Source organism: Nocardioides sp., assembly GCF_025965415.1.
Classification (GTDB): domain Bacteria; phylum Actinomycetota; class Actinomycetes; order Propionibacteriales; family Nocardioidaceae; genus Nocardioides.
Map to the genome: position 1 here is coordinate 14,807 of NZ_JAOPWY010000041.1, position 19,647 is coordinate 34,453.

A 19,647-nucleotide genomic window follows, 5' to 3' on the forward strand; every position below is an offset into this window, starting at 1 on the left:
GTTCGAACGACACAAGCATCCGGTCGAACAATTGTTCGGCGTGTCGACCAGGCTCCCGGATCACCGCCGACGCATCGCCCGACGGCCCTGCGCGGCGAAGAGGCCGGCCGCGTGCTGCATCACGCCGGGCGCCAGCGCCGACGTACGCACCACTCCCCCGCGCCAGGTCGGCAGCGCCCGGACCACGCGCCGCGACCCCACCAGGGAGACGGCTGCCTCGGCCACCTCGGCGACGCTGAGGATCGCGCCACCGGAGTGCACGAGCTGCGCCCCCAGGCCGGTCGGGTCCTGGGCGGCGAGCATCGCGGTGTCGGCCCCGTCGGGGCACAGCGCGTGGACCCGCACCCCGCGCGGGGTCTCGGCGTGGACCGACGCGCTCAGGGACACGACCGCGGCCTTCGTGGCGGCGTACACGCTGTCGCCCGGTACCGGTCCCAGCCCGGCGATCGAGGCGACGTTGACCACGTCTCCCCCGGCCGGCCCGAACGCGGCGAGCGCGGCGCGGGTCCCCCAGAGGGTGCCGAGGAGGTTGACCTCGACGAGGCGGCGTACCTGCTCGTCACCGAGGGCCGCCAGCGTGCCGTCGTCACCGACGCCGGCGTTGTTGAACCATGCCGTCACCACACCGTGCCGCGACGCCTCCTCGGCGACGACGTGGTGCGCATCAGGATCGCGTACGTCGTGCGCGAGGCCGGCGGCAGCGCCGATCTCCGCGGCGGTCGCGGCGGCGGCTGCTCCGTCGATGTCGCCGACCACGACCCGGTGGCCGCGCGCGACCATCAGCTCCGCGATCCCCCGGCCGATCCCACGCGCCCCACCCGTCACGACGCAGGAGCTGTCCACGCTCGATGTCATGCGGCGGAGGCTAGCGACACGCGGCTTCGAACAGGTGTTTGATCCAGAGGTGTCGCGAGGGCTACGGTGAACCACCAGCCACCCTCACCCACCCGGATTCTCGGGCCAGTCACGGGGGCGGCAACCGCGTCGGGAGGACCCCAGCATGGCCACGTCAGGCAAGAAGTCAGACGACAAGAACGTCATCGAGATGCCCGACGGCCCCCCGGACGCCACCGGCCTGACCCCGCGCCAGCAGCGCGTGCTCGCCACCATCAAGGGCTCCATCGAGACCAAGGGCTACCCGCCCTCGATGCGCGAGATCGGCCAGGCCGTCGGCCTCACGTCGTCCTCCAGCGTCGCTCACCAGCTGCGCGTGCTCGAGGGCAAGGGCTTCCTCAAGCGCGACCCCAACCGGCCCCGCGCCCTCGAGGTGTTCCTGCCCGAGGTGATGGCGGCACGCCGGTCGATGTCCAGCGGCGAGGAGTCCAGCGTCGACGAGACCGGCATCGGCGACGTCGTCCCGACCGCGGTCAACATCCCGGTCGTCGGCCGGATCGCCGCCGGTGGCCCGATCCTCGCCGAGGAGCAGGTCACCGACGTCTTCCCGCTGCCCAAGCAGCTCGTCGGCGACGGCACCCTCTTCCTCCTCGAGGTCTCCGGCGACTCGATGATCGATGCCGCGATCTGCAACGGCGACTACGTCGTGATCCGTCAGGAGCAGACCGCCACCAACGGCCAGATCGTCGCCGCGCTGATCGAGGGCGAGGCGACCGTCAAGACCTTCCAGCGCAAGGACGGCCACGTGTGGCTGCTGCCGCACAACGACGCCTACGACCCGATCCCCGGTGACAACGCCACCATCCTCGGCGTCGTCACCGCGGTGCTGCGCAGCCTCTGAGCCCGGGTTTCGACACGGGCGCTGCGCGCCCTGCTCAACCAGCGGGGCGGAGGGCGTTGATCGCCTCACCACCCGCGCGACACCATGGCTGTCATGACCGACATCCAGCAGTCCTATGACTACGTCATCGTGGGCGGCGGCGTCGCCGCGGCCAGTGCCGTCACGGGCATCCGCTCCAGCGACGACAGCGGCACCGTCGCGGTGATCGGCTCCGAGCCCGACAAGCCGGTCTACCGGCCGGCCCTGTCGAAGGACCTCTGGCTCAAGGACGACGCCACCCTCGCGGGCAGCTCGCTGGCCGGCGACCTCGACGACGACGACCACGTCGACCTCGTCACCGACACGACGGTGACCGCGATCGACCCGGACGCCCACGTCGTACGCCTCGCCGACGGCACCGCGGTCACCTACGGCAAGCTCCTGTTGGCCACCGGCGCCGAGCCCCGCACGCTGTCGGTCGACCCCGGGCCGCGCGTCGTCTACTACCGCACCGCCGCCGACTACCAGCGCCTGCGCGGCCTCGTCGGCGCGGACAGCCACGTGGTCGTGGTCGGTGGTGGCTACATCGGCTCGGAGCTCGCCTCCGCGCTCGTGCAGAACGACGTCGCGGTCACGCTGGTGCTCGACCTCGAGGACGTGCAGGAGCAGATGTTCCCGCGCGCCCTGGCCGCCAGCCTCACCAAGGCCTTCGCCGACCGCGGCGTCACCGTCGTGCACGGCTCGGTCGCCGGCGGCGAGGAGACGGGCGACGGTGTCCGCATCCGCCTCGACGACGGCACCGACATCACCGCCGACGCCGCCGTGATCGGGGTCGGCGTGCTGCCGCGCACCGGCCTCGCGGAGGCCGCGGGCCTCGACGTGGACAACGGCATCGTCGTCGACGAGCACCTGCGCACCAGTGCCCCCGACGTGTACGCCGCAGGCGACGTCGCGTCGTACCCCGACGCGCTGCTCGGCCGCCGCCGGGTCGAGCACGTCGACCAGGCGGAGAAGTCGGGCGAGCACGCCGGCAGGGCGATGGCGGGCTCCGGGGACACCTACGACTACACCCCGTTCTTCTGGTCCGACATCCTCGACGCCGGATACGAGGTGGTCGGCGAGACCAGCAGCGCGCTCGACATGGTCGAGGACTGGAAGGACGGGCAGGTCGGCACGGGTGTCGTCTACTACCTCAGGGCCGGCCAGGTCCGCGGCGTGCTGCTGTGGAACGTCTGGGACAGCGTCGACAAGGCGCGCGAGCTGATCGCGGAGACGGCCGAGGAGCCGGTGTCCGACCCGGAGACGCTGCGGGGACGCATCCCGTTCGAGTGACCTCGACCAACGCGGGCCGGTCCGCGATAGCCTCGCCGCGATGTCCAGCCCAGACCCCGAGGTGTTCCGCACCCGACCCGGCAACCGCCGTCGGCTGACGCCGGCCGCGCAGGAGACCGTGGACCGGTTGGCCCTGGCGGGCGAGGCGTCCGGCTGGCTCAGCCCCCTGGCGTACAACCTGACGATCAGCCACAGCCACCGGTTCGTCTGGTACCGCGTGGCCAAGGTCGCGACGCGGACGATCCGCCACCACTGCGAGACGTACGGCGTCAGCCTCGACGTCGACCACGCGATGCGGGTGCGCTACCCGCTGGCCGCGTTCGACGACTACTTCACCTTCGGCTTCGTCCGTGACCCCCTGGACCGCTTCGTCTCGGCGTGGCACGACAAGGTCGTCAACGCCAACTACTACGACTTCGATCCGGCGACCCACGAGCGGATGCAGGTGGTCGAGGAGTTCGCGCGCTGGACCGCGACCCACGACCTGTCGGCGGTGCCCGGCACCGACCAGCACCTCACGCTGCAGAGCCGGATGATCGACCTCAACCGCGTGGACTTCGTCGGCCGGCTCGAGACCTTCGACCGCGACTTCGCCGAGGTGTGCGAGCGGATCGGGGCACCGACGGTGCCGACGGCCCCGCAGAACCAGACCGCACCCGGCGGCCGTGACCGCCAGGTCTCCGACGAGCTGCGTGGGCTGGTGGCGACGATGTACCGCCGCGACTACCAGGTCTTCGGCTACGCCGCCTGACCCAGCCTCTTGAGGGCCGAGCGCACCAGGGCGGGGTCGGTCGTCGACCACATCGGCGGCAGCGACGCCTTGAGGAACCGGCCGTAGCGGGCCGTCTCGAGCCGCGGGTCGAGCACCGCGACGATGCCGCGGTCGGTCGTCGTCCGGATCAGGCGGCCTGCCCCCTGGGCCAGGAGCAGCGCGGCGTGGGTGGCGGACACCTCCATGAAGCCGTTGCCACCGGCCCTGTCCGCCGCCTTCGCGCGCGCCGACATGAGTGGATCGTCGGGACGCGGGAACGGGATCCGGTCGATGATCACCAGCTGGCAGGTGTCGCCGGGGACGTCGAGGCCCTGCCACAGCGACAGCGTGCCGAACAGGCAGGTGTGGGGGTCCTCGACGAACTGCTTGGCCAGCTCGGGCAGCTGGGCGTCGCCCTGCGCGAGGGTGGTGAGGTGCGGCAGGCGGGCGCGCACCGCCTCGGCCGCCGTCTCCGCCGCCCGGCGGGACGAGAACAGGCCGAGCGTGCGTCCGTCGAGGGCGTCGACGAGGTCGCAGATCTCGTCGAGCTGGGCCGGTCCGAGGCCGTCGCGGCCGGGCTGTGGCAGGTGGCGGGCGACGTAGAGGATGGACTGCTGGCCGTAGTCGAAGGGCGAGCCGACGTCGATGCCCTTCCACGGCAGCGCCGTCTCGTCGTCGGTGGTCGCGATCAGGGAGCCGACGCGCTCGGTGGGCTTGAGGCCGAGCGTCGTCGCGACCGCGCCGAAGTCGCCGCCGAGCATGAGGGTGGCGCTGGTGAAGACGACCGTCTTGTCGGTGAGCAGCTTGTCGCGCATCGGGCCCCACACCTGGAGCGGGGCGACGTGCAACCGGGCCGGGAAGCGGTCGCGGGCCTCACCCAGCCACAGCACGTCGGCCTGGGAGCCGGCGGCCATCCGCTCGGCGTTGACGAAGACCTCCTGCACCATGCCCTTGGCCTGGGTGCGGCCGGCATCGCCCTCGGCCTCGCCGCCGGACTCACGTGGGAAGGCGGAGAGACAGGCGCGGGCGGCGTCGCGGACCAGCACCAGCGCGTCGGACAGGTGGGTGGGGATCGCGTCGATGCGACCGGGCGCGATCGCCTCGAAGGCCTCGGCCAGCTGTCCGGCGGCGTCCTCGAGGTCGCCGGCAGGGTCGCCGTCGGTGTCGGCCGTCCAGCGCGCCGCACGGCGGGCCGCGCGCTCGATGTCGGGGGCGGCGAGCTCGTCGGTCGCGGCCTGGGTGACCCGCGCGGTGAGCTCGTGGGCCTCGTCGATCACGACGGTGTCGTAGTCGGGGATCATCGGCACGTCCTCGATCGCGTCGATCGCGAGGAGGGAGTGGTTGGTGACGATCAGGTGGCTGCGCTGGGCCTTCTCGCGCGCCAACTCGGCGAAGCACTCGGCTCCGAACGGGCACTTGGCGGCCCCGAGGCACTCGCGGTGGTTGACCGAGACCTGCCGCCACTCGCGATCGGTGTGGCGCGGGGCGTTGTCGCGCTCGCCGCTGGCGCCCTGCTCGGTCTCCTCCTCCGCCCACGCGCGCAGCTCGAGGACCTTCTCGGCCATCGAGCCCGTCGGCACGTCGACCAGGGTGCCCTGGTCGTCGGGGACGCCGGCGCGGATGCGGTGGAGGCAGGCGTAGTTGGAGCGGCCCTTGAGGACGGCGTACGACGTGTCGACACCGGGCACGTCCTTGACCGCCTCGACCAGCCGGGGCAGGTCGCGCTCGACGAGCTGGTGCTGGAGGGCGAGGGTCGCGGTGGCGACGACGACGCGCTTGTCGTGGAGCATGGCCGGGACGAGGTAGCCCAGCGACTTGCCGGTGCCGGTGCCTGCCTGCACGAGCAGGTGGCGGCCCTCCGACATCGCTTCGGCGACCTCGTCGGCCATGTGCACCTGGCCGTCGCGCTGCTGCCCGCCGAGGGCCTCGACCGCCTGCGCCAGCACCTCGGCGGTGGGGGTGGTGGCGGTGTCGGTCGCGGGCACCAGAGAACCCTACGGGGCGGCGCCGACACCACGTCGTACGCCATCCACAACGCGCCGCGGGTCAGTGCTTCTTGCGGCCGATCTGACGCTCGATGCGGCGCTCGGGCTGGCCGAGGACCTTGGCCAGGATCTTCACCCGGTAGCGGTAGGCCACGACACCGAGGACGACGATCAGCAGGATCCAGAGCATGGGTCGAGCCTACGCCCCCGGTGGCAAGTGGGAGGTCGAGAAGCGCGACCCACCAACTGACCGGTTGGCGACGTGGGGGCCTCCCAGGGGCGCATCGGACCTACCCAACCCGCCAACTCACGAGTTAGCGCACCAACTGGTGAGTTGGCGACCGCCGGCGGGGCGACGGCAGCCCGGCGGAGAAGGCGAGGCCTCAGACGACCGCGCCGGAGTCCTCGGGCGCCCGGACGACCTTCTCCTTCTTGGTCCGCGCCATCGGCCACTTCTCGTGGAAGTAGGTCAGGAGCGGGGTGGCCATGAAGACCGAGGAGTAGGTGCCGACGACGAGGCCGACGAGAAGGGCGATGGCGAAGTCCTGCAGCGAGTCGCCGCCGAGGATCGCGAGCGCGGCGAGGATGAACATCGCGCCGAGGCCGGTGTTGACCGTGCGGGGCACGGTCTCCACGGCCGCCTGGTTGGCGAGGTCGCTGAACTCCTCCTCGGCACGTGAGCCGTACCAGCGCTCACGGATGCGGTCGAAGACGACGACGGTGTCGTTGACCGACAGACCGACGATGGTCATCGCCGCCGCCAGGAAGATGCCGTCGATCGGCTTGTGCAGCCAGGCGAAGAGCCCGACGACGAGCAGGACGTCGTGGCCCATCGCGACGACCGCGGAGACGCCGAAGGTCCACTTGAAGCGGACGGCGAGGTAGAGCAGCTGGGCCAGGAACGCGACGCCGAAGGCGATGAGCGCGTTGTTGCGCAGCTCCCTGCCGAGCGAGGACCCGATCTGCTGGTCGTCGACCTTGGTGACGTCGCCGCCGACGGCCGCCAGCTCGGACTCGATCCGCTGCTCCTCGTCGTTGGAGAGCTCGCCGGTGCGGACGGTGAAGTCGGCGGTGTCGGCGGTCTGGACGACGGCCTCGGGGAAGCCGGCGTCGGCCACGGCCTTGCGCGCCTGCTCGACGGTGATGTCCTTGCTCAGCGAGTAGTCGAGCTGGCGACCACCGGTGAACTCGACGCCGAGCTGCAGGCCCTGGGTGACGATGCCGGCCATCGCGATGACCAGCGCCACGGCGGAGATGCCGAGCCAGGTCCGACGGCGCTTCATCAGGTCGGGCTTCTTGCGGTCGAGCCAGGTGCGCACCTTGCCGATGTTGCCGAGGCCGCTGAGGGCGGGACGGTTGCCGACCGGCTTGTTGGCGACGGCCACGTCGCACAGCACGCGCGCGATGATCAGCGCGGAGACCATCGAGGCCACGACACCGATGGTCAGCGTGACACCGAAGCCCTTGATCGGGCCCGAGCCGAGGAAGAAGAGCAGGCCGGCGGCGAGCAGGGTGGTGACGTTGGAGTCGATGATCGCGCTCCACGCCTTGTTGAAGCCCACCGCGAGCGCACGCCGCAGCCCTGCCGAGGGGTAGGCGGCGTACTCCTCCCTGGCTCTCTCGAAGACGAGGACGTTGGCGTCGATCGCCATGCCGATCGCCAGCACGAAGCCGGCGAGGCCGGGCAGCGTCAGAGTCGAGCCGAGGCCGACGAGCATGGCGTAGGCGAGCAGGGCGTACGACGCCAGCGCGATGGTCGCGGCGAGGCCGACGATCCTGTAGACGAAGATGATGAACAGGCCGGTGAGGATGATGCCGATGATGCCGGCCTCGATGGAGGCGTCGATCGCGGCGGCACCCAGCGAGGGGCCGACGAGGCGGTCGGAGATGGCCGTGAGCTCGAGGGGCAGCGAGCCGCCCTCGATGAGCGCGGCCAGGGCCTTGGCGTCCTCCGGGCTGAAGTTGCCGGTGATGTCGGTGGCGCCGCCGCGGATGCCGACGTTGCAGCCGACACCGGTGTTGACCTCGGGCGAGGAGATGATCTCGCCGTCGAGCACGATGGCGATGCGGCGCTTGGGGTCGCCGGGCGGGTTGCAGGCGGCCTTGCCGGTGATGTCGGCCCAGGTGTCGCCGCCCTTGCCGTTGAAGTCGATGGCGACGACCCACTCGACGCTGTTCTGGCGCTGGACGGCCGTGGCGCCGGTGATCTCGTCACCCTGGATGACCGGGGGACCGACCTCGAGGGTGTCGCCCTGGTCGGACGGCAGGACCTCGTTGCCCTTCTTGCCGGGCTTGGCGTCCGGCTGGGCGGTGGCCAGCACCTCGTGGATGGTCAGCTTGGCGGTCTGGCCGATCCGGTTCTCGGCCTCCTGCGCCTCGGCGTCGCTGGTGACGCCGGGGAGCTCGACGAGGATCCGGTTCTCGCCCTGGCGGACGAGGGTCGACTCGGCGACGCCGAGGGCGTCGACGCGACCGCGCAGGACCTGGAGGGTCTTGTCGACGTTCTCCGAGGTGGCCGGGGTGGCGTCGGTGCCCTGCGCCTCGAAGACGAACTGAGCGCCGCCCTTGAGGTCGAGGCCGAGGTTGGGCTTGACGTTGACCGCCAGTGCCACGCACCCGACCAGGAGGCCGAGCACGAGGAAGAACCTGATCCAGACACCACGTGACATGCGCGACATCCTCCACTAACCGAACTCGATCGCCCGAATCCGGGCCCGGACACCCCAACGCACGGCCGGACCCCGAGGTTCCGCCCGCGCAGGACGCAAAACGTCAGCGACTGTACGCGGTCAGCTCACCGGCCAGGTCGGCATTGGCCCGACCGACCACGAGCGTGCCGTCGCCGGTGTGCTCCAGGGAGCCGATCTCGGCCTCCTGGTGGATCCGGTTGACCAGGTCGCCGCGCTCGTAGGGCAGCAGCACGTCGAACTCGACCTGCGGTCGCGGCAGCTCCGACTCGATGACGGCCAGGGCCGCGTCGATGCCCTCACCGGTCTTGGCGCTCACCACGACGCTGTGCGGCTCGCGCGCCCGCAACCGGCTGATCACCAGCGGGTCCGCGGCGTCGGCCTTGTTGATCACGATGATCTCGGGGACCTTGGTGGCCCCGATCTCGGCGAGCACCTCGCGGACCGCGGCGATCTGGCCCTCGGGGTCGGGGTGCGACCCGTCGACCACGTGGAGCAGCAGGTCGGAGTCGGCCACCTCCTCCAGCGTCGAGCGGAACGCCTCGACCAGGCCGTGAGGGAGGTGGCGGACGAACCCGACGGTGTCGGACATCGTGTAGATGCGCCCGTCACTGGTCGTCGTACGGCGGGTGGTGGGGTCGAGGGTCGCGAAGAGCGAGTCCTCCACCAGCACGCCGGCGTCGGTCAGCCGGTTGAGGAGCGAGGACTTGCCGGCGTTGGTGTAGCCCGCGATCGCGACGCTGGGGATGTGGTTGCGGCGCCGCGACTGGCGCTTGACGTCGCGGGTGCCGCGCATCTCCTTGAGCTCGCGTCGAAGCTTGGCGATCTTGGTGTTGATCCGGCGGCGGTCGGTCTCGATCTTGGTCTCACCGGGGCCGCGGCCGCCGATGCCCTCGCCGCCGGCAGCCCGGCCACCGGCCTGCCGGGACAGGTTGCCACCCCAGCCGCGGAGGCGCTGCTTCATGTATTGCAGCTGGGCCAGCTCGACCTGCGCCTGGCCCTCCTTGCTCTTGGCGTGCTGGGCGAAGATGTCGAGGATCAGCGCGGTCCGGTCGACGACCTTGACCTTGATCTTGTCCTCGAGGTTGCGCAGCTGGCTGGGCGCGAGCTCGCCGTCGCAGATGACGGTGTCGGCGCCGGTGGCCTGCACGATCTCGCGGATCGCGTCGACCTTGCCCCGGCCGATGTAGGTCGCCGGGTCGGGTGAGTGGCGGCGCTGGAAGACCGCCTCCAGCACCTCGGAGCCGGCGGTCTCGGCGAGCAGCGCGAGCTCGGCCATGGAGTTCTCGGCGTCGGTGACGGTGCCGCCGGTCCACACACCGACGAGCACGACCTTCTCCAGGCGGAGCTGGCGGTACTCGACCTCGGTGATGTCCTCGAGCTCGGTGCGCAGCCCGGCGACGCGGCGCAGGGCGTGGCGCTCGGCCAGCTCCTTGGCGCCGACGGTGAGCTCCTCCGGGTCGGCCTCGTCCCACTCGTCGTACGACGCGTCGTCGGCGTAGCCGGACTCGAAGTCGTCGGGAGCGGTGGCCAGGCCCGCGTCGAGGTCGCCGTCGAGCTCGATGGCCTCGTCGTCCCAGGCCCGCGTGGCGTCGAGCGCGTCGCGCAGGGTGAAGTCGGGCAACGGGCGATCAGGTGCGTTCGTCATATGTCGACAAGTTTAGGTCGCCCGTCCGCCCTACGCGAATGACTTGGCAGTCCGGGTCCTCGCACCAGCCCCGCGGGACGCGGACGGTGCGGGACCTCACCGGAGTGCACCTCAGGCGCGGTGACGGCCGGCGGGGACCGCCGGAGCGCCGTCCACGGACGCGGTGTCGATGAACTCGTGGCACGCCGCGCGCACGTCGTGCGGGGTGTGTCCGGGACCCACCACCACGACCCGCACTCCCGCCGCGTGGAGGCGGTGGACCAGCGGCAGGGCGGAGGTCAGGTCGCCCGCGATGACCACCTCGTCGACCGCGGCGTCGCGGGCGATGTCGACCGCGTCGATCGTCATCGCCACGAGGGCCTGGTCGTCGTCGTCGGAGAAGTGGTGGAAGGAGTGCAGCCCCTCGCGCCGCAGCTGCGTGACCCAGTCGCCGAGGTCCGACCGGCTCCAGTCGGCGTAGGCACGACAGATGTTGACCGACCCGCGCTCCCCCATGCGGGCCAGGAGCGCCGTGGCGACGTCGGCCGGCACGCGGCGGGCGTCGATCAGCAGCGCCACCCGGTGCACCTGCTCGGCGTCCGCCCCCGTGCTGCGCCGCGGCAGCGCCGGGACGAGCGCCGCGGTCTCCGGCTCGTCGGCGCGGCCGTCCTCGGGCTCGGGCTCGGTCGGCGCGTCGACGTCCGCGGTCTCGGCGGGCTCGACGGGCTCGGCGGGCTCGGCCTCGACCGGCTCCGGCGCGGGCCTCAGGGCGCTGTCGCGACGTACGCGCTCCTGCACCTTGGTCCCGGCCGCCATCCAGCGACGGATGAGCGTCGTGAGCTCCCCGTCCATGTCCGCCGCAGCTCGCGGCTCGATCAGGTGTGTCATCGCATGCCCCCCACAGGCTTGATGAAGGATGAATCCCACGACGAACGATCCACCCGTGCACCCCGCGCGCGAGGCGGAATGACCGAAATCAGGACACTCGGGCTAGACCAGTCCGCGCGGCGACGTGTGCCTCAGCGGCCCCCGGTGGTCACTTCGGTGGCATCCGGATGCCGCCGTCGACGCGGATCGTCTCGCCGTTCATGTAGGAGTTGGTGAGGCACTCCACGACCATGCTGGCCAGCTCCTCGGGGTGGCCGAGGCGCTTGGGGAACAGCACGTTGGCGCCGAGGTTGGCCTTGAACTCGGCCGGGTCGGGGAAGGCGTCGTAGATCGGGGTGTCGATGAGCCCCGGGGCGACGGTGTTGAGGCGGATGCCGGCGGCGGACAGGTCGCGCGCGACCGGGAGGGTCATGCCCACGACGCCCCCCTTGGACGCGGAGTAGGACGCCTGGCCGATCTGGCCGTCGAAGGCCGCGACGGAGGCGAGGTTGACGATCGCGCCGCGCTGGCCGTCGGCGTCGGGCTCGTTGCGGCTCATCACGGTCGCGGCCTGGCGGGTCATGTCGAAGGTGCCGACCAGGTTGATCTCCACGACCTTGCGGAAGGCCTCGAGGTCGTGCGCGGACTCGAGCATCCCGTCGCGGCCGATGGTGCGCTGGGCCCAGCCGATGCCGGCCGAGTTGACGCAGGCGCGCAGCGGCGCGATCTCGGCGGCGGCCTCGACGGCGGCGGCGACCTGATCGGTCCTCGTCACGTCGACGGCGGCGAAGACGCCGCCGATCTCGTGGGCCAGGGCCTCGCCCTTCTCGGCGTTCAGGTCGGCCACGACGACCGTGGCGCCCTTCGCGGCGAGGGCGCGGGCGACCGCGGCACCGATGCCGCTGGCGCCTCCGGTGACGATGGCGGTGGATCCGGTGATGTCCATGGCCCGGATCCTAGGACGCACCCCGCGGGTCGCGGATCAGAGGTCGGTCAGGCCCTCGGCCACCAGCACGGCCGGGCCGGTCATCAGCATCCGGTCGTCGTCGGTCCACACGATGCGCAGCGTGCCGCCGGGCACGTCGACCCGGTACGTCGTACCACGGGGGGCGCCGTCGGCCAGCGAGGTCACGACCGCCACCGCGCAGGCGCCGGTGCCGCAGGAGCGGGTCTCACCGGCCCCCCGCTCGTGCACCCGCATCGCGACGTGGTGCTCGCCGCGACGCACCACGAACTCGACGTTGACGCCCTCGGGGAAGATCGCGTCGTCGTGCTGCGGGGCATCGAGCAGGGCACCCGCCTGGGCCAGGTTGTCGACGAAGACCACCGCGTGCGGGTTGCCCGTCGAGACGTGGCGCGCGGGCCAGTCCCTGCCGTCGACGGTCACGGTCGTCTCGCCCAGCACCTCGGGCGATCCCATGTCGGCGGTGACCTCCTCGCCGGCGGCGTCCAGCGTCTTGACGCCGTCGCGGGTCTGGACGTCCATCGGGAAGGGCTCCCCCTCGCGCTCGTGGAGGTAGCGCGCGAAGACCCGGATCCCGTTGCCGCACATCTCGCTGACCGAGCCGTCGGAGTTGCGGTAGTCCATGAACCACCCGCTCCCCCGGCGTACGGCGCGCAGCACCCCGTCGGCGCCGATCCCGGCGCGGCGGTCGCACAGCGCGCGCACGCGGTCGGCCGCCATCTCTCCGTCGGCGTCACCGTGCACCGTGCCATCGGGATCGGGCAGGACCACGAAGTCGTTCTCGGTGCCGTGGCCCTTGAGGAAGGGGTAGCTCACCCCTCCAGTGTGTCAGTCACGAGCCACCTCACCGGGGATCGACCACCTTTGCCGACCCCTTGCCACGACGGCTGGGCTCGGCGACGGCGGTCAGCCGCTTGCGGGGTCCGAACTCGATCGCGGTCGCCGCACCGATCTCGGCGGCGCTGGTGAAGGCGTCGCCGGCCGGGGCGAGGGTGTGCCCCAGTGCGGTCAGCGCAGGGCCGTAGGCGGCGATGAAGCCCGGCTCCGCGGTCACGGTCGCGGTGTTGCGCTGGCTGGCGCGCGGCGCCGCGATCGCGTCCTCGATGCTCATGCCGAGGTCGATGCGGTTGACGAGCATCTGCAGGACCGTGGTGATGATCGTCGAGCCGCCGGGCGAGCCGAGCGCGAGGAACGGCTTGCCGTCCTTGAGCACGATCGTGGGCGACATCGAGCTGCGCGGCCGCTTGCCGGGCTGGATCCGGTTGGGGTCGGCGGCGGCGTAGACGGTGGAGAAGTCGGTCAGCTCGTTGTTGAGCAGGAAGCCGTGGCCCGGCACGACGATGCCCGAGCCGCCGGTCTGCTCGATGGTGAGGGTGTACTCGACGACGTTGCCCCAGCGGTCGGCGACCGTGAGGTTGGTGGTGGAGATGTTCTCGGTGTCGGCGTCGGTCGTGCCCTTCGCCGCGGCGGCCGCGCAGACGCCGTCGTACGACGTGACCACGCCGGCCGCGACCGGCTTGGTGGCCGCCTTCGCGGGGTCGAGGGAGCAGGCGCGCTCGGCGGCGAACGTGTCGTCGAGCAGCCGCTTGACCGGGACGTCGACGTAGGCCGGATCGCCGACGTAGGCGCCGCGGTCGGCGAACGCCAGCGCGCTGGCCTCGAGGTAGTGGTGCAGCGCCTGCTCGGTCGTCATCGCCGAGAGGTCGTAGCGCTCGAGGATGTTGAGGGCCTCGCCGACCGTGGTGCCGCCCGACGAGGACGGGGCCATGCCGTAGACGTCGTGCCCGCGGTAGCTGACCTTGGTCGCCTTCTGCGAGCGCACCTTGTAGTCGCGCAGGTCGCGGGGTGTGAGGTAGCCGCGCGGCGCGGGGAGCGTGGTGTTCTTGGTGGTGCGCGGCTTGCGGACCACCTCGGAGATCAGGCGGGCGAGGGGGCCGCGGTAGAACGCGTCGGTGCCGTGCAGGGCGATCGAGTCGTACGTCGCCGCGAGCTCGGGGTTGCGGAAGACCGAGCCGACCTCGGGGGCGTCACCCTTCGGCAGGAAGAGCTTCCTGGTGTCCTTGAAGGCGGCGAAGCGCTCCTCGTTGTCGAGGGTCTGCTGGCGGAAGGTGTCGTCGACCACGAAGCCGCGGGTCGCGACCGTGGTCGCCGGCGCGAGCGCGTCGGCGAGCGAGAGGGTGCCCCAGTTGGCCAGGGCCCGGTCCCAGGTCGCCAGCGTGCCGGGCGTGCCGACGCTGACGCCGCTGGTGACCAGCTCGGGCGTGAAGTTGTAGGGCTTGCCCGTGGCCGGGTCGACGAAGGCGTCCTGTGGCATCTTGCGGGGCGCGGTCTCGCGGCCGTCGATCGTGCGGACCTTGCCGGACGCGGCGTCGTAGTAGACGAAGTAGCCGCCACCGCCGATGCCGGCGCTGAAGGGCTCCGTCACGCCGAGCGTGGCGGCGGCCGCCACCGCGGCGTCCACCGCGTTGCCGCCCGCGCGGAGGACCTTGAGCCCGGCGGCGCTGGCCTCCGGGTCGACGGTGCTGATGGCTCCCCCCTTGCCGACCGCGGTCGGGACCTTGGCGGTCGGACGGGCGAGACCGGCCGGCGCGGCGGGGGCTGCGCTCGCGCCGGCGACGGGCGTGGCGAGCAGGGCGGCGACGACGGCGAGACCACTCGCCGCGGACGCGACGGCCGTGGTTCGGCTGGGGAACTGGGGCATGGGGGAACCTCCCGAGAGACGTCCCTCCACCCTGCCTCCGGAGCGATGCGTTGTCCACGCCCGTCCGGGTGCGGCGCGCCGCGCGGTGCGACGCCCCGCGGCCGGCCGATCAGCGCACGACGGTGTGGCGCAGGCAGGCGAAGTCACGGTTGCGGGCGACCTCCTCGAGGCGCAGCTCCACGTGGCGCGGCAGCACCGGCGCCCCGCTGCCGATCGTCACCGGGGCGAACTGCATCCACACCTCGTCGAGCAGCCCGGCGTCGTGGAACTGGCCCGCGAGCTCGCCGCCGCCGACCACCCAGAGGTCCTTGCCCTCGGCCGCCGCGGTCATCTCGGCGTGCACCCGGGCCACGTCGTCGCGGTCGAAGCGCACGCTGGCGGGCGCCTCGGGGAAGGTGCGGTGCGTCATCACCCAGGTCGGGAGCGGACCCCACGGGTCGTCGTCGTGGTCGAGGATCCACTGCCACGTGGTGGCGCCCATGACGCAGGCGCCGATGCGCTCGCGGAAGCCGGGATAGGCCATCGGCCCGTCCATGTCGATGTCGCGCGAGGTCAGCCAGTCGAGCGAGTGGTCGTCGGTCGCGATGAAGCCGTCCAGGGTGCACCCGGTGTAGTAGATGGTCGCCATGGCTCCACGATGGCACCGACCGGGGACATCAGGCGTGATCGAGCGCGTCGATCGCCGCCAGCGCGCGATCCACGCGGTCGGGGTCGTCGTGGGCCACCCACACGATGCGTGGGTCCTTGCGGAACCAGCCGTCCTGCCGGCGCGCGAAGCGCCTCGTGGCGGTCTTGGTCTGCTCGACCGCCTCGGCCAGGGTGCGGTCACCGGCGAGGAAGCCGATGACCTCGCGGTAGCCGATGGCCCGCTGGGCGGTGAGCCCCTCCGCGAGGCCGCGGCCGAGCAGGGCCTCCACCTCCTCGACGAACCCCGCCGCGAACATCTGGTCGACGCGGCGCGCGATCCGGTCGTCGAGCGTCGGCCGGTCGATGTCGACGCCGATCTGCACGGTCAGCGGGTCGGCGTACTCCAGGCGCGGGAGACTGGCGCTGTAGGGGCGGCCCGTCAGCGCGATGACCTCGAGGGCGCGTACGACGCGGCGCCCGTTGTCGGGCGCGATCACCGCGGCAGCCTCGGGATCGACGCCCGACAGCCGCTCGTGCAGGGCGTGGCCGCCGACCCGCTCGAGCTCCGCCTCCAGCTCGCGGCGCAGCGACTCGTCGGTGCCCGGGAACTCGAAGCGGTCGACGATCGCCCGGGTGTAGAGCGCGGACCCGCCGACCAGGACGGGCGTCGCGCCACGGTCGCGGATCTCGTCGATCGCCGCGCGCGCCCACCCCTGGAAGAGCGCGACGGTCGACGGCTCGGTGACGTCAAGCAGGTCGAGGAGGTGGTGCGCGACGCCGCGACGCTCGGCGGGAGGGAGCTTGGCCGTGCCGATGTCCATCCCGCGGTAGACCTGCATGGCGTCGGTGTTGACCACCTCGCCCCCGATCTCCCCGCCGAGCCGCTCGGCGAGGTCGAGGCTGAGGCCGCTCTTGCCCGACGCGGTGGCGCCGACGAGGGCGACGATCGGCTGGGACATGGGCGCATCCTCCCAGCAGTCGGCGACGGGCGACGGATGAGGTGCCAGGCCCTAGATTGGGCACGAGGACCACCCGTGGGGTGGGCACCGACCGGAGGGCGACCATGGGATTCCTGGACAAGGCCAAGGACAAGCTGACCAAGGCGGTCGACCAGCACGGCGACAAGATCGCCGACGGCATCGACAAGGCCGGCAGGGCCGTGAACGAGAAGACGGGCGGCAAGCACGCCGACAAGATCAACCAGGCGACGGGCAAGGCACGCGACGCGCTCGACTCACTCGACGGCAAGAACGACGACATCCCGCCGGCCGGACCGACCACCACCCCCTGACCGGGCCGGGCCCTAGGTTGGCCGGGTGAGCGAACGCTTCGTCCTCGTCCCGGCCTCCTACGTCTACCTGCTGCGCGAGGGTGCCGGGGGCACCGAGGTCCTCCTCCAGCTGCGCCAGGGCACGCCCTACATGGACGGGCACTGGGCAGCGGCCGCGGCCGGCCACGTCGAGCGCGGCGAGACGGCGTACGACGCTGCGCACCGCGAGGCGGCCGAGGAGCTGGGCATCAGCGAGGTCGGGCTGGAGTTCGCGTTCACGATGCAGCGCACCCAGCACGCCGACCCGATCGACGAGCGCGTCGACTGGTTCTTCACCGCCTGGTCGTGGTCCGGCGAGCCCCGCGTCGTCGAGCCGGACAAGGCGGGCGAGATCCGGTGGTGCCCGATCGACCGGCTGCCCCAGCCGATGGTGCCGCACGAGGCGCACGCGCTGGCGCACCTCTTCACGGACGTGGCCTACCTGACCTTCGGCTGGGACGCCTGAGCCGAGCCCCGCCCGCTCGGGGGTGGCCCCGCTCGCGCGGGCGGGGCACTATCGACGGACCGACCCTGGAGGGAACCGATGAGCAACGACGACCTGAGCCCGATGCCGACGCCGAGCACCGAGGAACCGGAGCTCTATCCCGGCGGCGTGGACGCGGTGGGCGACGACCCGGCCGACACCGGCCTGGGCCGCGACCTCAGCCCCGAGGACAACCCCGCCGTGGACGACGCGCTCCCCGACCAGCTCGCCGAGCCCGACGAGAAGTCGCAGGCCCCCGAGGGCGAGGCCGACGACGCCGAGTCCGGGACCACGAGGAACGGCCCGGAAGCCGGGCAGTCCGCGGAGGACGGGTCGCCGGAGCCTCCCGCCTGACGCTCGCGGATCAGTGATCGTGGAGGCCTGGTGCCGGCCAATGGCACCAGCCCTCCACGATCATGCTCAGGCCGCGGCCGCCAGGGCGCAGCCCGGTCCGCACGCGTGCCCGCCCGGCCACCCACGGGAGACCAGGAGTCGCGAGACCTTGGCCGCGGTGGAGCAGCCGCGATCGAACACCTGCCCCCACGAGAGCCGCACCGCCGTACGCCCGTCGACCGCTCCGTCGAGGTCACGCTCGAAGTCGGCGTCGCGCGCCTCCGCCGTGTCGTGGAAGAGGCGCCCGTCCAGCTCGAGGTCGAGGACGCCGTAGGTCGCATCGCGGTAGACGACCCCCGCACTGGTGGTGCCTCGCTGCTGACGATGGGCCGTCGGGAGTCCGTGCGGTGTCTCCACTCGCGTCAGGTAGCCGTGCTCGAGCACCGAGCACGCGCCGCGCGCCACGTCGTCGAGGACCGCCGCGATGAAGTCGCGCCGCGGGGCACGACTGCGTGTGTCGAGCGCAGCACGCATCCGGGCAGCCGTGGTGTGCTGGGACTGCACGGCGCGGGCCACGGCCCCGATCGCGCCGAACTCGCCGCTGGCATCCAGCGCCACGTCGAGCGCGGCTTCGTCGTACCTCATGCGTGGCGGCCCGAGGTTCCACAGCACACGCCGGTCGAGGTCGAAGGTGCGGACCACCCGGACGCCCGAGGGCGCCACTACCCGGCGATCCCTGCCGATCACCACCCGGATCGGTCCCTCCACGCCATGTCGACGTCCGGGTCCGTCCGCAGCCCTCATCGCCGACTCGGCGGCCAGTCCCGCCGGCCAGCAGAAAAGGACGGCGGCCCAGGCCCGCTGGACCCAGCTCGGATCGCCGGTGTGGTCCACGTAGACGCCGGGATGGATCGTGCTCAGCTCGTGGCGGCGCAGCAGGCGCCGGATGTCGTGCGCCTCGAGCTCGAGGGCACGCAGCTGGGCTCGCGACACGACGCCACCCTGGCTGGCGAGCGTGGGTCTGATCAGCTCCATCCTTCCACGATCGTCGGCCGGAAATCGGAGGGCCACCCCAGATCGCCGCCCTGTGGACAACGTGATCGTGGAGGCTTGGTGCCGGTGGACGGCACCAGAGCTCCACGATCCTGTTGCGATCACCGGGTACCCGGTGATCGCTACAACACCGCCAGCTCAGCCGCAGGCAGGCGCCGGCGGCAGCGCGGCCGGCACGCCGAAGGTCGGCATCCCGAGGCCCACGCCGGTCGGAGCGGGGGGCGCCGACGTACGACGCTCCCAGGCGTCGCCGGCGCGCGTGCGGCGTACGGACCGGATCGCCCCGTCGGCGACCAGGTGGTGCGGGGCGGCGTAGGTGATCTCCACGGCGACCATGTCGCCGGGCCGCACCGAGTCGGCGTCGACCGCCGAGAAGTCGGCGGCGAAGTGCACGAGCCGGTTGTCGGGGGCGCGGCCGGACAGCCGGTGGGTCGCGGCGTCCTTGCGGCCCTCGCCCTCGGAGACCATCAGCTCGACGGTGCGCCCGACGAGGGTCTTGCTCTCGGCCCAGGCGACCTCGTCGACGACGGCGGCCAGGCGGAGGTAGCGGTCCTTGACGACCTCCGGTGAGATCTGGTCGTCGAGGGTGGCCGCCGGAGTGCCGGGGCGCTAGGAGTACTGGAAGGTGAACGAGGACGAGAAGCGCGCGGCGCGGACGACGTCGAGGGTGGCCTGGAAGTCCTCCTCGGTCTCGCCGGGGAAGCCCACGATGATGTCGGTGGTGATCGCCGCGTCCGGGATCAGCTCGCGCACCCGGTCGAGGATGCCGAGGAACTTCTTCTGGCGGTACGAGCGGCGCATCGCCTTGAGGACGCGATCGGAGCCGGACTGCAGCGGCATGTGCAGCTGCGGCATAACGTTGGGCGTCTCGGCCATCGCGGCGATGACGTCGTCGGTGAAGTCCTTGGGGTGTGGGCTGGTGAATCGGACGCGCTCGAGCCCCTCGATCTCGCCGCACGCCCGCAGCAGCTTCGCGAAGGCCTGCCGGTCGCCGAACTCGACGCCGTACGCGTTGACGTTCTGCCCCAGCAGCGTCACCTCGATGACGCCGTCGGCGACCAGGGCCTTGATCTCGGCCAGGATGTCGCCGGGGCGGCGGTCCTTCTCCTTGCCGCGCAGCGCCGGCACGATGCAGAACGTGCAGGTGTTGTTGCAACCGACAGATATCGACACCCAGGCGGCGTAGGCCGACTCCCGCTTCGTCGGCAGCGTC

Annotated in this window: 18 protein-coding genes and 1 pseudogene; 6 read left to right on the plus strand and 13 right to left on the minus strand. The window is 72.0% G+C overall.

The genetic code is table 11. The features are described 5' to 3' along the window. Positions 1-60 precede the first annotated feature (60 nt). Complete coding sequence (locus tag JWN97_RS05110) at positions 61-855, minus strand: SDR family oxidoreductase (protein ID WP_297619297.1); 795 nt, start codon at positions 853-855, stop codon at positions 61-63. Positions 856-1,000: 145 nt separating this feature from the next. Between JWN97_RS05110 and lexA the strand changes: the two genes are divergently transcribed. The 3 genes from lexA to JWN97_RS05125 all read left to right on the plus strand — a co-directional run bounded on the left by lexA (position 1,001) and on the right by JWN97_RS05125 (position 3,797). Next, the gene (gene lexA, locus JWN97_RS05115; RefSeq protein WP_297619299.1) at positions 1,001-1,735 is read left to right on the plus strand and encodes a transcriptional repressor LexA; all 735 of its coding nucleotides are present in this window, start codon (positions 1,001-1,003) and stop codon (positions 1,733-1,735) included. A 93-nt stretch (positions 1,736-1,828) separates the two neighbouring features. Next, positions 1,829-3,046 carry an FAD/NAD(P)-binding oxidoreductase gene (locus JWN97_RS05120; RefSeq protein ID WP_297619301.1) on the plus strand — a complete coding sequence of 406 codons (1,218 nt, stop codon included), beginning with the start codon at positions 1,829-1,831 and terminating at the stop codon, positions 3,044-3,046. A 40-nt stretch (positions 3,047-3,086) separates the two neighbouring features. Further along, positions 3,087-3,797, plus strand: a complete 711-nt coding sequence (locus JWN97_RS05125) for a sulfotransferase family 2 domain-containing protein (protein WP_297619303.1) — start codon at positions 3,087-3,089, stop codon at positions 3,795-3,797. On the opposite strand, the gene JWN97_RS05130 is transcribed toward JWN97_RS05125, so the two are convergent. From JWN97_RS05130 to miaA, 10 genes are all read right to left on the minus strand, one after another. After that, positions 3,785-5,782, minus strand: a complete 1,998-nt coding sequence (locus JWN97_RS05130) for an ATP-dependent DNA helicase (protein WP_297619306.1) — start codon at positions 5,780-5,782, stop codon at positions 3,785-3,787. The two genes, JWN97_RS05125 and JWN97_RS05130, sit on opposite strands and share 13 nt — an antisense overlap. Positions 5,783-5,843: 61 nt before the next feature. Then, positions 5,844-5,972: a hypothetical protein gene (locus JWN97_RS05135; protein WP_297619309.1), complete on the minus strand. Its 129-nt coding sequence runs from the start codon at positions 5,970-5,972 to the stop codon at positions 5,844-5,846. Positions 5,973-6,165: 193 nt separating this feature from the next. Beyond that, a complete protein-coding gene (secD, locus tag JWN97_RS05140) occupies positions 6,166-8,451 on the minus strand; it encodes a protein translocase subunit SecD (RefSeq protein ID WP_297619311.1) in 2,286 nt (761 codons plus the stop codon). A gap of 103 nt (positions 8,452-8,554) precedes the next feature. After that, positions 8,555-10,117 carry a GTPase HflX gene (gene hflX, locus JWN97_RS05145; RefSeq protein WP_297619314.1) on the minus strand — a complete coding sequence of 521 codons (1,563 nt, stop codon included), beginning with the start codon at positions 10,115-10,117 and terminating at the stop codon, positions 8,555-8,557. A 111-nt stretch (positions 10,118-10,228) separates the two neighbouring features. Next, positions 10,229-10,984 carry an NYN domain-containing protein gene (locus JWN97_RS05150; RefSeq protein ID WP_297619317.1) on the minus strand — a complete coding sequence of 252 codons (756 nt, stop codon included), beginning with the start codon at positions 10,982-10,984 and terminating at the stop codon, positions 10,229-10,231. 148 nt (positions 10,985-11,132) lie between these two features. Continuing rightward, the gene (locus JWN97_RS05155; protein WP_297619320.1) at positions 11,133-11,909 is read right to left on the minus strand and encodes an SDR family oxidoreductase; all 777 of its coding nucleotides are present in this window, start codon (positions 11,907-11,909) and stop codon (positions 11,133-11,135) included. Between the two features lie 36 nt (positions 11,910-11,945). Next, positions 11,946-12,743 (minus strand): diaminopimelate epimerase, encoded by a 798-nt coding sequence (dapF, locus tag JWN97_RS05160; RefSeq protein ID WP_297619323.1) that lies wholly within the window; start codon positions 12,741-12,743, stop codon positions 11,946-11,948. 28 nt (positions 12,744-12,771) lie between these two features. Next, positions 12,772-14,628 carry a gamma-glutamyltransferase gene (gene ggt, locus JWN97_RS05165; RefSeq protein WP_297619326.1) on the minus strand — a complete coding sequence of 619 codons (1,857 nt, stop codon included), beginning with the start codon at positions 14,626-14,628 and terminating at the stop codon, positions 12,772-12,774. A gap of 109 nt (positions 14,629-14,737) precedes the next feature. Beyond that, entirely contained in the window at positions 14,738-15,256 is a 519-nt protein-coding gene (locus JWN97_RS05170) for a dihydrofolate reductase family protein (protein WP_297619329.1), read from the minus strand. Between the two features lie 28 nt (positions 15,257-15,284). Next, on the minus strand, positions 15,285-16,214 hold the full coding sequence (miaA, locus tag JWN97_RS05175; RefSeq protein ID WP_297619332.1) for a tRNA (adenosine(37)-N6)-dimethylallyltransferase MiaA: 930 nt from the start codon (positions 16,212-16,214) through the stop codon (positions 15,285-15,287). 104 nt (positions 16,215-16,318) lie between these two features. Here miaA and JWN97_RS05180 point away from each other — a divergent pair, with 104 nt between their 5' ends. From JWN97_RS05180 to JWN97_RS05190, 3 genes are all read left to right on the plus strand, one after another. Further along, a complete protein-coding gene (locus tag JWN97_RS05180; RefSeq protein ID WP_297619335.1) occupies positions 16,319-16,546 on the plus strand; it encodes an antitoxin in 228 nt (75 codons plus the stop codon). 25 nt (positions 16,547-16,571) lie between these two features. Beyond that, positions 16,572-17,030 (plus strand): NUDIX domain-containing protein, encoded by a 459-nt coding sequence (locus JWN97_RS05185; RefSeq protein WP_297619338.1) that lies wholly within the window; start codon positions 16,572-16,574, stop codon positions 17,028-17,030. 78 nt (positions 17,031-17,108) lie between these two features. Next, entirely contained in the window at positions 17,109-17,402 is a 294-nt protein-coding gene (locus tag JWN97_RS05190) for a hypothetical protein (protein WP_297619340.1), read from the plus strand. Between the two features lie 66 nt (positions 17,403-17,468). On the opposite strand, the gene JWN97_RS05195 is transcribed toward JWN97_RS05190, so the two are convergent. Both JWN97_RS05195 and JWN97_RS05200 read right to left on the minus strand, forming a co-directional pair. Beyond that, positions 17,469-18,416, minus strand: coding sequence for a type IV toxin-antitoxin system AbiEi family antitoxin domain-containing protein (locus tag JWN97_RS05195; RefSeq protein WP_297619343.1), 948 nt, complete (start codon positions 18,414-18,416; stop codon positions 17,469-17,471). A gap of 156 nt (positions 18,417-18,572) precedes the next feature. After that, a pseudogene (locus tag JWN97_RS05200) lies at positions 18,573-19,647 on the minus strand (MiaB/RimO family radical SAM methylthiotransferase); the annotation flags it as partial.